The organism is Ornithinibacillus caprae (assembly GCF_009728145.1).
GTDB classification, from domain to species: Bacteria; Bacillota; Bacilli; order Bacillales; family Amphibacillaceae; genus Ornithinibacillus; species Ornithinibacillus caprae.
This window is the reverse complement of record NZ_WOCA01000024.1, coordinates 31,007-43,038: the sequence shown is the minus strand read 5'-3', so window position 1 is coordinate 43,038 and position 12,032 is coordinate 31,007. Positions and strand designations below refer to the sequence as shown.

The 12,032-nt window shown below is 36.0% G+C and carries 18 protein-coding genes; 9 read left to right on the top strand and 9 right to left on the bottom strand.

What is annotated here, in order from left to right; translation table 11 throughout:
- Positions 1–244 precede the first annotated feature (244 nt).
- The 3 genes from GMD78_RS19905 to GMD78_RS19900 all read right to left on the bottom strand — a co-directional run bounded on the left by GMD78_RS19905 (position 245) and on the right by GMD78_RS19900 (position 1,547).
- Complete coding sequence (locus GMD78_RS19905) at positions 245–445, bottom strand: DUF3813 family protein (protein ID WP_155671553.1); 201 nt, start codon at positions 443–445, stop codon at positions 245–247.
- Positions 446–595: a hypothetical protein gene (locus tag GMD78_RS21465; protein ID WP_196493880.1), complete on the bottom strand. Its 150-nt coding sequence runs from the start codon at positions 593–595 to the stop codon at positions 446–448.
- Between the two features lie 115 nt (positions 596–710).
- Positions 711–1,547, bottom strand: a complete 837-nt coding sequence (locus GMD78_RS19900; RefSeq protein WP_155671551.1) for a Cof-type HAD-IIB family hydrolase — start codon at positions 1,545–1,547, stop codon at positions 711–713.
- A gap of 129 nt (positions 1,548–1,676) precedes the next feature.
- Between GMD78_RS19900 and GMD78_RS19895 the strand changes: the two genes are divergently transcribed.
- The 6 genes from GMD78_RS19895 (at position 1,677) to GMD78_RS19875 (ending at position 5,681) form a co-directional block, all read left to right on the top strand.
- Positions 1,677–2,438, top strand: a complete 762-nt coding sequence (locus tag GMD78_RS19895) for a prolyl oligopeptidase family serine peptidase (RefSeq protein WP_155671549.1) — start codon at positions 1,677–1,679, stop codon at positions 2,436–2,438.
- Positions 2,439–2,515: 77 nt separating this feature from the next.
- On the top strand, positions 2,516–2,827 hold the full coding sequence (locus tag GMD78_RS19890) for a metal-sulfur cluster assembly factor (RefSeq protein WP_155671547.1): 312 nt from the start codon (positions 2,516–2,518) through the stop codon (positions 2,825–2,827).
- A gap of 255 nt (positions 2,828–3,082) precedes the next feature.
- Positions 3,083–3,610, top strand: coding sequence for a sigma-70 family RNA polymerase sigma factor (locus tag GMD78_RS19885; protein WP_155671557.1), 528 nt, complete (start codon positions 3,083–3,085; stop codon positions 3,608–3,610).
- Positions 3,594–4,472, top strand: a complete 879-nt coding sequence (locus tag GMD78_RS19880) for an LCP family glycopolymer transferase (RefSeq protein WP_155671545.1) — start codon at positions 3,594–3,596, stop codon at positions 4,470–4,472. Before GMD78_RS19885 ends, GMD78_RS19880 begins: the two co-directional genes overlap by 17 nt.
- 123 nt (positions 4,473–4,595) lie before the next feature.
- Positions 4,596–4,772 (top strand): hypothetical protein, encoded by a 177-nt coding sequence (locus GMD78_RS21460; protein ID WP_196493879.1) that lies wholly within the window; start codon positions 4,596–4,598, stop codon positions 4,770–4,772.
- A 48-nt stretch (positions 4,773–4,820) separates the two neighbouring features.
- Complete coding sequence (locus GMD78_RS19875; protein ID WP_155671543.1) at positions 4,821–5,681, top strand: proline iminopeptidase-family hydrolase; 861 nt, start codon at positions 4,821–4,823, stop codon at positions 5,679–5,681.
- A gap of 46 nt (positions 5,682–5,727) precedes the next feature.
- Here the strand turns inward: GMD78_RS19875 and GMD78_RS19870 are convergent, their stop codons facing one another.
- From GMD78_RS19870 to GMD78_RS19850, 5 genes are all read right to left on the bottom strand, one after another.
- A complete protein-coding gene (locus tag GMD78_RS19870; RefSeq protein WP_155671541.1) occupies positions 5,728–6,030 on the bottom strand; it encodes a metal-sulfur cluster assembly factor in 303 nt (100 codons plus the stop codon).
- Positions 6,031–6,051: 21 nt separating this feature from the next.
- Positions 6,052–7,299, bottom strand: a complete 1,248-nt coding sequence (locus tag GMD78_RS19865) for a hypothetical protein (protein ID WP_155671539.1) — start codon at positions 7,297–7,299, stop codon at positions 6,052–6,054.
- Positions 7,300–7,301: 2 nt separating this feature from the next.
- Complete coding sequence (locus tag GMD78_RS19860; RefSeq protein ID WP_155671537.1) at positions 7,302–7,520, bottom strand: DUF2249 domain-containing protein; 219 nt, start codon at positions 7,518–7,520, stop codon at positions 7,302–7,304.
- Positions 7,507–7,767 (bottom strand): DUF2249 domain-containing protein, encoded by a 261-nt coding sequence (locus GMD78_RS19855; RefSeq protein WP_155671535.1) that lies wholly within the window; start codon positions 7,765–7,767, stop codon positions 7,507–7,509. Before GMD78_RS19855 ends, GMD78_RS19860 begins: the two co-directional genes overlap by 14 nt.
- 170 nt (positions 7,768–7,937) lie before the next feature.
- Complete coding sequence (locus GMD78_RS19850) at positions 7,938–8,630, bottom strand: Crp/Fnr family transcriptional regulator (protein ID WP_155671533.1); 693 nt, start codon at positions 8,628–8,630, stop codon at positions 7,938–7,940.
- 205 nt (positions 8,631–8,835) lie between these two features.
- On the opposite strand from GMD78_RS19850, the gene GMD78_RS19845 reads away from it, so the two are divergent.
- Together GMD78_RS19845 and GMD78_RS19840 are read left to right on the top strand one after the other, a co-directional pair.
- Positions 8,836–9,075: a DUF2249 domain-containing protein gene (locus GMD78_RS19845; RefSeq protein ID WP_155671531.1), complete on the top strand. Its 240-nt coding sequence runs from the start codon at positions 8,836–8,838 to the stop codon at positions 9,073–9,075.
- 174 nt (positions 9,076–9,249) lie between these two features.
- Positions 9,250–10,380: a TIGR04053 family radical SAM/SPASM domain-containing protein gene (locus GMD78_RS19840; RefSeq protein ID WP_155671529.1), complete on the top strand. Its 1,131-nt coding sequence runs from the start codon at positions 9,250–9,252 to the stop codon at positions 10,378–10,380.
- A 127-nt stretch (positions 10,381–10,507) separates the two neighbouring features.
- Here GMD78_RS19840 and GMD78_RS19835 read toward each other — a convergent pair whose 3' ends face one another.
- Positions 10,508–11,317, bottom strand: a complete 810-nt coding sequence (locus tag GMD78_RS19835) for an undecaprenyl-diphosphate phosphatase (RefSeq protein ID WP_155671555.1) — start codon at positions 11,315–11,317, stop codon at positions 10,508–10,510.
- A 115-nt stretch (positions 11,318–11,432) separates the two neighbouring features.
- Between GMD78_RS19835 and GMD78_RS19830 the strand changes: the two genes are divergently transcribed.
- Positions 11,433–11,960, top strand: coding sequence for a hypothetical protein (locus GMD78_RS19830; protein WP_155671527.1), 528 nt, complete (start codon positions 11,433–11,435; stop codon positions 11,958–11,960).
- The last annotated feature ends 72 nt before the right edge of the window (positions 11,961–12,032 follow it).

Sequence of the window (12,032 nt, the reverse complement as noted above, 5' to 3'; positions counted from 1 at the left end):
CTAGCAAAGCTAGGCTAGTTGTGTGGGAGTTTATTTTCAATAAAAATTTCTTACTTAATAAAACAGTTATGACAGAATTAAAAAAGCTTGTAGAGAAAAAACACCTACTTTCTCTACAAGCTGAAAAGATGTCCTAAAAAAGGACATCTTTTCATTCTGCTTGCTTAAAGTAATTCTGTTTCATCGTTTTTAATGAATTAGAGATTACCATCACAAGCTTTCATTAACTTAGTGAACTCGGAGGTTAGCTAAGCTGGTGGTTTTGCAATTGTTGCTCTAACTGCTGTAACTGTTGTTTTTCTTGGGGGGAAGCGTCGTTATATGCAGCTTGAATTGCATTGTGTGCAGCTTGCTTATCTTGATCACTAGCCTGGTTATTATTTGTTAAACGATTGACGGCGTCCATAGCTTGTTGTAATAAGTTGTTGTTATTTCCGTTAGCCATTTAAAACCCTCCTAGCGTATGGTGATCTGCTTCATCGGCTTTGCGTTCAGCATCCGTAAAGTTGGATCGATATGGGAATTTCTCATCATGTTTTTTAACAGAATCAGCACTTTGTTGACTAAAGCGTTTTGATTTGCTCTTTTTACCCAAGATGATTCCTCCCAACAAATAAGTGAACGTCTTTTATAACGTTCACTAGCTAGTATGGATCATTTTCCTTTTTATATAGAAGGAAATTTTCGGCACAGGTTTAAAATACTAGTAATTAATACGTTTTAGATTCTAATTTTAAATAGTTCTCTAAAAACGTTCCAATTCCATCTTGTTCATTCGTATCGGTAACATGTTTTGCAATGGATTTTAACTCGTCAATGGCATTTCCCATTGCGACACCAACACCAGCATAATCAATCATTTCCAAGTCGTTATCTTCATCACCAAATGCAATAATTCGCTCGTTCGGGATATGATAATAATGAGCAATTTTTTGTAAGCCAACTGCCTTGTTCATCCCTTTTTTTACAATTTCAATGATATTCCAAGGCGCACCCCACTTACGGTGCTCAATGACCTCTGCATGAAATTCTGTTAAATGGTTTCTGATATCACGTATATGATCCTCTTTCGGATGAATTAGTAATGAAGTAGGATCCTCCGTTAAATTATTTTTTAAGCTACCAATTGTAAATGGAGATTCTTCATGACCTACATGTTGGAATAAATTAATGATTTCTTCATCATATTTATCTAAATAAACGTCATCCTTTACTTCTGCTAACAAGTTGTTAACATCTAAATCATAACAAGCCTCAACGACCCTAAGGGCTGTACGCTTAGGCATAGGACTATGAAGAGCATCCCATTTGTGATCAGTAGGATGATGGATTAGAGCACCATTAAAGTTAACCATCGGTGTTTTTAGTCCGAGTTGGTGGTAATATTGAATGCTTGCGCGGTGAGGTCTTCCTGTTGCTATGACAACTATATGACCTTGTTTCATGGCTTGAAATATAATTTGTTTGTTTTTAGTACTGATCTCTTTTTTATCAGATAGTAATGTCCCATCTAAATCTAGAGCAATTAAATGTTTTTTATTTTCCATCTATTTCACCTCGTATTTATTTAGTGTATAAGGGATTTTCAAATAAGTAAAGGAGTAATTCCTTTGCCTATCGTAAAAAAGGTATTATGATATTTAGTATAGATAAATTTTGATGAGGGGATTAACTATATGATTAGTGTATACAAAGAATCCATACAAAACATACCAAGTTTAATTGTAGTGGATATAGCTAAAAAGGAAGAACCGTTACCAGTCATTACATACTTTCACGGCTTTACGAGTGCCAAAGAACATAATTTGCCTTTAGCTTACCTTCTGGCTGAAAAAGGATATCGTGTGATTTTACCTGATAGTAAATATCATGGGGATAGAGAAGTAGATATTTCATCCATTAAACTACAGATTTCATTTTGGGACATTGTCATGCAAAACGTAAAAGAATTAAATGACATTTGGAATGATTTAGAGCAACGCGGACTCATATTGGATGGAAGGTTTGGTGTTGCTGGGACAAGTATGGGAGGAATTACAACCTCTGCAGCACTAACTCAATATCCTTGGATTAAAACAGCTGCTATCTTAATGGGCTCTCCTAAAATAACCACATATGCCAAAACATTGGTCAGCAGCTTTAAGAAAACAGGGAACCTGCCTTTAACGGACGATGTAATCGAACAGCTATATGAGCAGCTTGAAAATCTTGATCTATCCTTGCAGCCTGAAAAGTTAGACCAGCGACCATTACTATTTTGGCACGGAGATCAGGATCCAACCGTACCATTTGATCATTCTTATACATTTTATGAAGATGCAAAAAAACGATATCATCAACAAGATGATATTGAATTCATACAAGAATCTGGTCAAGGTCATAAAGTAACTAGGTATGCGATCTTAGAAACCGTTAAGTGGTTCGATCAACACCTGTAATGTGTGATGAAAATCATTTTTAATTGCTTGGAAAATATGTTTAAATAATAGTATGAATGGTAAAGGAGGTTGAGGTCATGGATGAAGCGTTAAAAGAAAATTTGATGGGCGCATTAGAAAATGTAATTGACCCTGAATTAGGAATTGATATTGTTAATCTAGGCTTAATATATGATGTAGATTTAAATGATGAGGGTTTATGTACGGTAACAATGACTCTTACTGCAATGGGGTGCCCTCTTGCTGGCCATATTGAGTCAGATGTTAAACGTGCACTTTCAGATATCCCTGAAGTAAAGGAAACGAAAGTAGATATCGTTTGGAACCCACCATGGGGCAAAGAAAGAATGTCACGTTACGCTAAAATTGCATTAGGTATTCCTGATTGATCGGAATCGGATAAAACATAGAGAAACACTTGCAGGTTTAGAAATAAATTTGCAGGTGTTTTTTTATTTGGCAGGTAGGAAAGGATGAACTTCCTATCCTGCATATTTGCAATTAAGGTATTCACCATAAAGGCTTGACGAAATATCAAGTTTTCTAAATAATCGTTAGAAAGTTGAGGAATGTTGAAACCATTTTTATTCGGTAGTCGTCAAATGGTCAAATTACTATATAGATTGAAGAAAGAAGGGGGAATTATGGATACACCAAACGAAGAGATATTAGAAAACATAATGATAGAACACGGAAGTGACTTAGTACGATTAGCATATCATTATGTTAAAGATAAAGAAACGGCAAAGGATATGGTCCAAAATACGTTTATCAAGTGTTATGAGAATTTAGATGATTTTCGGTATGATTCCACTATTAAAACTTGGTTATATCGAATCACAATTAATCAGTGCAAGGATTATTTAAGAAGTTGGCATTATAGAAAAGTTCAATTGAAAAATGTATTAGAAAGTACCATTCCAACCTTATCAAGAACTGAAGATGCAGTGATAAAGGATCTACATAGTGTGGAGATGAAACAGGTTATATTTTCACTACCTAAAAACTATCGAGAAGTTATTTTTTTGTATTACTATAAGTCACTTTCAATAACTGAAATAGCTGAAGTAACTGAACAAAAGGCAAATACAGTTAAAACAAGGCTCAAAAGAGCAAGAGAAAAATTGAAACCTTTAATAGAGGAGGCGGATATCTATGGGGAAAGAGTTTAATAAGGAATCTTTTTCTTACCTTGATGAAGAGGGTCTACTCTTTTCTAAAGAAGATAGGGAAAAAACATGGAATAAAATTAAAAGAAATAATAATAAAAAACGAACAAAGAATTCCATGCTTATGCTTTTTGGAAAACGATATGTAACTCCTATCGTTGGAACACTGATGGTATTGCTATTAGCTATTGGTGTGTTATTACCAACTCTATTTTCAGGAAATGATCTACGTATGCAGGGAGAAAATGATCACCAAAAATCCCAGTCAGAAAGCATATCCTTTTCTGTATTATTAATAGGTGAAGAACCTATAAGCCATAGGAACACATTGAATATTTTGCTTACGTATAATAGTGGAAATAATAGTATAAAATTAGTGCCAATCCCTCATGACGTATATGTTAATTTATATAATTCTGAGGGGGAAATGATAGGTGAAGACAAATTAACTCATACCTTAGCGTATGATTCAGAGCCGGAATCGGTGTTAATAACTGTATCTGATCTGTTTAATATTCCGATTGATTATTATGCTGTTTTTCCTAGCGAAGATATGTATCAAATCTTAGAAATTAGTGATCAGGAAAAAAGTACTTACCACGATCAAGATATAGTTGATTTAGTAAAAGAGCGTTTAACATTTTCTGAAATTAAAAGTATTATTAGTGAGAATAAAACCAATATGACGGAGGATATATACAATAGATTTCAAATGGATGAAAATCGTCCACAAGCGATACAAGTATTAAATCTAGTAGAAGGAATTGAAGAAAAATATATTGATGATGTCTATTATTTAGATATCAATCAGAGCGTATTAAACATGACTTCTCAAACCTTGAAACAGCATTTAGGTAAGCAATAATCTATTCTTAGGTTTCTTAGGCGGTATAAAATAAGGACCACCAACGTTTATTGAATCTTTTGCCTTTGTAAATCGTAGAAATGGTAGTAAGGATATCAGTGGATAAGGGAAAGGAGGTATCATATGAAATTCGTTAAGGGCTTATATGTTTCGCTAGTACTAATGAATTTTGCTGTTCTTATCAATACAACGATATTTGATGATGCCTATTCTGGTATAGTTATGTTTTTATGTGCTGCATTATTTTTAATTGGTACAGTTTTTTATATAAATGCTGTAAAGTTAGATAAAGAAAGGTGAAATTAGTTTGTAGGAAAAATAGGGGAAGTTGAAATTGGAGGAAATAATTTGACTATTAAAGAAGGTTTTATCGAAGTAACGGGTGGAAGGGTTTGGTACCAAATACATAATAGACATTTAGAAGAGACACCTGTCATTTTATTACATGGTGGTCCAGGCTCATCTCATTGGTCCATGCAAGGATTGGACGTTTTAGCAGAGGAACGACCAGTTATCTTTTATGATCAATTAGGGTGTGGAAAATCTGATCGACCAACAAATACTTCTTTATGGAACATTGACCGTTTTGTGGAGGAATTACACCAAATAAAAGAAGCGCTCCAGCTAAAGGACTTTCATATACTTGGTCATTCCTGGGGAACAACACTAGCTGCAGCTTTTTATTTAACATATCCTGAGGGAGTGAAACGTATCATTTTCTCTAGCCCATGTTTAAGTGCACCGATGTGGGCTCGAGACCAGGAAAGAAATCGCAAGAAATTACCAGTTGATGTACAAGAAATTTTAAAAACATGTGAGGAGAATGGAACAACCGATTCGGAGGAATATAAAGAAGCAACGAAAGTATTCAATAAGCACTTTGTTTGTAGACTAGAAGATGTACCAGATTTTCTCAAAGAGGGTTCACAGTATAAGAATAGAGAAGTTTATAATATAATGTGGGGACCATCGGAATTTCATGTTACCGGTAATTTGAAAAATTTTGATTGTACCTCAAAACTTAAAACAGTTACAATTCCAACCCTATACACCTGTGGTCGGCATGACGAGGCAACACCAGAGTCAACGAAATATTTTAGTAATCTAACACCAAATAGTAAATTCCATGTGTTTGAAAATAGTGCACATATGCCATATATAGAAGAGCCTGAATCGTATGTACAAGTAATTAGGGATTTTTTGAAATAAATACGTTTAAACGCTTGGAAAACGAGACATTTTCCAAGCGTTTATCTTAGGAAAATCCAAGCATTTCTTTAGCCTTTTCACTCATTTTTGCAGGAGTCCAGGCTGGTTCCCAAATAATATTTACATCTATTTCGCCCACACCTTCCACCTGGCTGACTTGATATTGGACACCATTTTTAATACTGTCATGCATAGGACATCCAGGAGTAGTTAGTGTCATTGTGATTTTTATGTTATCTTCATCATCGATTTCAATGCCATAAACAAGGCCTAAATCCATAATATTAACACCAAGCTCCGGATCAATTACTTCAAATAAAGAAGCTCCGACCTTTGTGAGTAAGGACAATTTGAACACTCCTCTCTGATATTACAGGAATAGAATACGTATGATGGAAATGGTATAAAGTAGGGAAGCAATAGTAAGAATTCCTTGGAAAAGGACAACCACTAATCCATATTGAGCTAGTGCTCCTAAAGTTAACCCCACAACACTAATAATAAAAAGACTAAACAGTACAATATTTGCTTTTTCATTAATCAGATCTTTAAGTAGCGGAACTTTTTCCTTACCAATTTTCTCTGAGTACTTATATGTCCACCAAAGAACAGGAACAATTTTATTTAGATAACCAAGGATGCTAAAGATGATCCATCCCATAATATAAAGGAAAATAAGCCAACTCCACACGATCGAGTCATTCATTCCTACTAATCGAAATATTAATGCTAGGGCATGTATTGTCAGGCCATTGATAATTGCTAGCAAAGCAAATGAGAATGACTTATCTAGCTTTTTCTTTACACGCTTTGATAGGATATCTTTTATATCAAGGCAAAAGAAACCAAATCCAAAAAATAAAAGCCCCCATCCAATTGTTTGACCAATTTCCCTACTCGACCAAAAAGAGCTTATTAAAACAATAAGTCCGATTACGTAAGTTAATAGTGCCGGTTTAGCCCACTTCATTGAGAATCCATGGGATAGACTAAACATGGGAACAAGCTTATACGAAAAACCAAAAATTAATAGCGTAAACCACCCTGCAACACCTAATAGGATATGAGTTGATAATATGGTGTTGTGGTTTCCAATTCCTCCAACAGAGATATTCCAGGCTAAAAGAAAGCCAGCTATGATGGTTAAGAAAAAGCAGGCAATTGCCCCAATGACAAAATAAGTCATCATTGTTTTCTTTTCCTGATTCCAAATCGACATAACCATTTGGAAAATAAACATAAGGATACCGGCAATAGCGATAATTCCTCCAAATATAGCCTTGTCTGGGTTAACTCCTAATAAAATGGCGAAAGCAGTCACCCCAATTACGGTTATTCCTAGCTGAACAAAACCAAATTTCTGACTCCAAATGGGTGTTAAAAATGCTACAGGAACGAGCTGGTACATAGCGCCCATTGCAACCATTACGGCATAACCCAATAGAAGAAAATGTGCTCCCATCCATATGTCAGGAATTCGAAAGTGACCTGTTAGTAAGGCATCATTGCTTACGAATAGAATTACTTGTGAGATTACAAGAGCTAATAGACCATAAAGAATAAACGATAATGGTAAGCGAATGTCTGTATCTATTTTCATATTTGCTCCAGGCATCATTATTAATCACCTGTTTTCGTTATGGTTATTTTAAAGCTTCCATCCTCCTGAGGCTCCGTTTCATGTAAGTATCCCAGGTCGTTTAATTCTTCGTACAAAAACATTGGTCGACGATCGTTTATAATAGATAGCTTTTCGCCTTCATCCATCTTTTCTAATGCTTTTAATGTGCGCATCATTGGTTGTGGTGGTTCCAGCCCGCGATTATCAATTACTAGCATTATTTGGAGCCTCCTCCTTGGTATAGGTCACTTTCCAATGCTTCTTTTCTATTTTTTCTGATTCATAGGTAAAGCCTTTTCGACCCAATACTTTATGAAGTGGAACAGGGTTAAAAGGGGCGTGTAAGATAAAGGCCTGGCCATCCTTTAATTCCTTCACAGTTCCCATGATTTTATCGAAAGGCTCTTTCTTTAAACGTAAATCTTCACGAACATCTAATTCAACAAATGATTCATTGTTGCTCATTCTCATCACCTCATGATTAGAATTAATAAAGGATGTTTCCCTCTAAACCTATGATAATCATTTTCAATTAGAAAAGAAGTGACGAAACTCACGGATGTAAAAGGAAGTAAGAAAAAACGAGGAGTGCCTGTCACTTGTCGAATTTTGACAGGTGACGGGCACTCCTTCGATTAAAATAATTCAGCTTCGAGGGCTTCTACGTCTAAGAGGATGTTTCCTTTGCTGTCATTACTGATTAGTTCTGCTTTTTTTAGTTGGGTTAGTGTCCGGCTTACGGTTTCACGACTGGAACCAATCATATTTGCCAGCTCTCGATTGGTAAATTGTGTCGTTATTTTGACATTTCCATCTTCTAGTTCCTTTCCATATTTCTTGGATAGGCGAATCAATAACATAATAATTTGCTCATATGTATTGAGCATGATTTTTTCTTCAAGCCTTCTTTGTAGATCAACAATAATATCACCAAGTACTCGAAATAGTTTTACGCAAATTTCCGGATGTGTGAGAAGAAAGTTTTCAAATAAGTTAATTGGAATATAGATTAGCATGGCATCCTCAGCAACCTCTGCATGTGCCGGATAATCATCTTGCCGGAAGAAGCCTTGGTGTGGAAACATATCCCCTTTTTGCAGGACATTCACAATTTGTTCCTTTCCATGTAAATCCGTTTTATATATTTTTACTTTTCCTTGGTGAATAAAATAAACATTGGTGAGTGGGTCTCCTTGCATAAAAATATGGGATCCCTGCCGATACATCCGATGCTTCGCCAAGTCTAGAATTGGTTCCATTTCCGCATCGTTTAAATCTTTGAAGATAGGAAACTTTTGAAGCAACTCTTTTACAGATTGTATATTCATAATAAACTCCTTTCATATATGTAAAGAAATATAATTTTATAGGTGTTTGTAATTCCACCTAAATAGTAACACGATATGTTTCAAATGTAGACATAAATCTTAGCGTCCGTGATAAAAATCATATGCTGAACGTGTGTTTTCTCACATAGAGAGAGTAAAAAACACTTTAAGATATAGACGTAAATGAATAATAGGAGGGATTTCAATGAATGAATTAAAATATGCTGCAAAATTACACGCTCCAGATATTGAGCCAAGAATAAGACATCCAAGAATCTTTGAAGTGTTTGATGGACTAAAAGAAGGTGAGTTTATGGAGCTTACCAATGATCATGATCCCAAACCATTACACTATCAATTTATGATGGAAAGAGAAGATACGTTTACTTGGGAATACGTAGAAGAAGGACCAACACTATGGCGTGTTGTTATAGGTAAAAAATAAAGATGTAGAGTAGATCCTGGCATTAGGGGGTCTACTTTTTATTTTTATCTTCCAATCGGTGTCATTTTTTGTCCGTTTTATGAACAATATCGTAATTAGTGAAATATATCACATCTTTTGAGTGTGAACTATATTAAGGTTGAATTAAGTCATTAAGAAGGCTGGAGGGATAATATGTTTTCTCGAGATTATAATGAAAACCCATTTATCGTCATATGGGAGTTAACCCGAGCATGCCAATTGAAGTGTCTACATTGCCGTGCAGAAGCTCAATATCATAGACATCCATTGGAGATTACATTTGAAGAAGGTAAAAAGTTAATTGATGATATATATGACATGGATAATCCAATGCTTGTATTCACTGGAGGAGACCCATTAGAACGACCAGACGTATTTGATATTGCTGAATATGCTGTTAAAAAAGGTGTACGTGTTTCCATGACTCCATCTGCAACACCAAATGTGACGAAGGAAGCAATGCAAAAAGCGAAAGATGTTGGATTGTCCCGTTGGGCATTTAGTATTGATGGTCATTGTGCAGAGGTGCACGATCATTTCCGTGGAACATCTGGTTCTTTTGATTTAACGATGAATGCGATCAATTATTTACATGAGCTAGATATGCCATTACAGATCAATACGGTTATTTCTAGATATAACTATGAATATTTAGATGAAATGGCTGAAATGGTAGAAAAGCTAGGTGTTGTATTATGGAGTGTATTCTTCCTCGTTCCAACTGGCCGTGGAAAAGAATCCGATATGATATCACCAGCAGAACATGAAAAAGTACTTCGTTGGTTATATAAACTTTCTAAACGAGTTCCATTTGATATCAAAACAACTGCAGCACAGCATTATCGACGAGTTGTTATACAGAGCAAAATTCGTGAGCAAAAAGGAATGAGCGACAAGGATCATATCTTTTATGAAGATGCGCTTATGAATGGAAAAACGGGTTCTATTGACGGTTTAGGACGAGCACCAAAAGGCGTAAACGATGGAAACGGATTTGTATTTATTTCCCATACGGGTGATGTTTATCCAAGTGGATTACTTCCAATTAAAGCTGGGAATATTCGTCAAACTCCATTAGCTGAAATCTATCGTGAATCCGAAGTGTTCAAAAATCTACGGAATCCAGACAAGTATAAAGGGAAATGTGGAGTATGCGAATTCAGACATGTATGTGGGGGATCTAGGTCAAGAGCCTACAATGTCACAGGTGACTACATGGAAAGTGAACCATACTGCGTATATATCCCAAGAGCAATGCGTGAAAAGAAAAAAGCTAAAGCATAGGATTTGGGCTCCTTGCTCGTACAGGGAGCTTTTTGGTAGATAGGAAAGCATAAAGCCTATGTGCTAATTAATATATTTACCAAAAATAAAAAGGAATTGCATGCTTGTGCAATTCCTTTCTCTAATTTTAGCGCATAAATAAGATAGCCAAAATACCCACGATGAAACAGTAAAACGCAAAATATTTTAAGTTTCCTCTAGCCATAATTCCCATAAACCATTTTAGAGCAAAATAAGATGCGATAATGGATGCCATAAATGCTAGCAAGTATGGGATCGCTAAGGCACTCATATTAGGATCTGTGATCATATCTCCAACAGATAGTATTCCGAGTCCTAAGCTAACTGGGATATATAATAGGAACGAAAATCGAAGTGCAGTTTCCTGTTTCATGCCAAGAAGCATGGCAGCAACGATGGTAGCACCAGATCGACTGATTCCCGGAATTAATGCAACTGATTGAGCTAGTCCAACGATAATGGCATCTTTAACCGTAATTTCTCCATCATTTTTGTTCCCACGTAGGTTACGGATAATCCATAATGCCCCTCCAGTTATCAGTAATGTAATCCCTACTGTAAATGCAGTACTTTCTCCAAATAAATCTTCAAAGAGGAACCCAATAATTCCAGTTGGGATCGTAGCGATAACTAAGAATAAAATAAATCGAAAATCACTTTGTGCCTCTGGGTCACGTGATACAATGTACCGAAATCCGTTCTTTATTAAACGAATAATGTCATTGCGATAAACAAGTAAAACGGCAATCAAGGAACCAAAGTTTACGAATATCTCAAATGACAGCCCTTCCACCTCTAAATCAAATAAATCTCTTAAAATAACTAAATGACCACTTGAAGAAATCGGAATAGGCTCCGTTATTCCTTGGATGGTTCCTAATAAAATATATTTAACTATTATCCAAAATTCACTCATCGCTTCCAAACTATTTACCTCCTAAAACGTTTTGCTATCAATTCCATTTACTCTCTCCGCCATTGTCACCATTTACTAGGCATATGAATAGTCTGTTGGTGAGGAGGTTGGTAAAATGCACAAACATAAACATATGTACGATTTGTGTAAAACTCACATGCATTCGTATGTTTTAGCAGAACTTAATGATGGATCCCAAGTTGATGGAATAATTACGGGGTTAGACGATGATTATGTCTATATGGCAATTCCAATAGATGGTGATCCAGCAGCCCAAACTATGCCAGTGGGCCAAATGCCAGCAGGTCAACAAATGCCGATGGGCCAAATGCCAGCAGGTCAACAAATGCCGATGGGACAAATGCCGGCAGGCCAACAAATGCCAATGGGCCAATTACCAGCAGGTCAGCAAATGCCGACGGGTCAAATGCCAGCGGGTCAGCAAATGCCCCCTGGACAACAAATGCCGATGTGGCAATGGGACGATGATGATACCCGCTATGGTTTCGGATACGGATTTCCAGGTTATGGATTCCCGGGATATGGATTCCCAGGTTATGGATTTCGTCCACGTAGAAGATTCCGTAGACTTGTCTTACCATTAGCTGCACTGACTGCATTAAGTGTATTACCTTGGTACTAAAATTATGCAAATTTAAAGATGAAAACCCTTGCCGAGCTTTACCAGGTGGCAAGGGTTTTTCTTGGACACAGT

Excerpts from the sequence above, each read along its gene's own strand:
- GMD78_RS19880 (WP_155671545.1), top strand. The coding sequence starts at position 3,594 with ATGGGGAAAGAGTTTAATAAGGAATCTTTTTCTTACCTTGATGAAGAG.
- GMD78_RS19830 (WP_155671527.1), top strand. The coding sequence starts at position 11,433 with ATGCACAAACATAAACATATGTACGATTTGTGTAAAACTCACATGCAT.
- GMD78_RS19885 (WP_155671557.1), top strand. The coding sequence starts at position 3,083 with ATGGATACACCAAACGAAGAGATATTAGAAAACATAATGATAGAACAC.
- GMD78_RS19860 (WP_155671537.1), bottom strand. The coding sequence starts at position 7,520 with ATGCTAGTAATTGATAATCGCGGGCTGGAACCACCACAACCAATGATG.
- GMD78_RS19855 (WP_155671535.1), bottom strand. The coding sequence starts at position 7,767 with ATGAGCAACAATGAATCATTTGTTGAATTAGATGTTCGTGAAGATTTA.
- GMD78_RS19905 (WP_155671553.1), bottom strand. The coding sequence starts at position 445 with ATGGCTAACGGAAATAACAACAACTTATTACAACAAGCTATGGACGCC.
- GMD78_RS19835 (WP_155671555.1), bottom strand. The coding sequence starts at position 11,317 with ATGAGTGAATTTTGGATAATAGTTAAATATATTTTATTAGGAACCATC.
- GMD78_RS19850 (WP_155671533.1), bottom strand. The coding sequence starts at position 8,630 with ATGAATATACAATCTGTAAAAGAGTTGCTTCAAAAGTTTCCTATCTTC.
- GMD78_RS21460 (WP_196493879.1), top strand. The coding sequence starts at position 4,596 with ATGAAATTCGTTAAGGGCTTATATGTTTCGCTAGTACTAATGAATTTT.
- GMD78_RS19840 (WP_155671529.1), top strand. The coding sequence starts at position 9,250 with ATGTTTTCTCGAGATTATAATGAAAACCCATTTATCGTCATATGGGAG.
- GMD78_RS19890 (WP_155671547.1), top strand. The coding sequence starts at position 2,516 with ATGGATGAAGCGTTAAAAGAAAATTTGATGGGCGCATTAGAAAATGTA.
- GMD78_RS19900 (WP_155671551.1), bottom strand. The coding sequence starts at position 1,547 with ATGGAAAATAAAAAACATTTAATTGCTCTAGATTTAGATGGGACATTA.
- GMD78_RS19895 (WP_155671549.1), top strand. The coding sequence starts at position 1,677 with ATGATTAGTGTATACAAAGAATCCATACAAAACATACCAAGTTTAATT.
- GMD78_RS19845 (WP_155671531.1), top strand. The coding sequence starts at position 8,836 with ATGAATGAATTAAAATATGCTGCAAAATTACACGCTCCAGATATTGAG.
- GMD78_RS19865 (WP_155671539.1), bottom strand. The coding sequence starts at position 7,299 with ATGATGCCTGGAGCAAATATGAAAATAGATACAGACATTCGCTTACCA.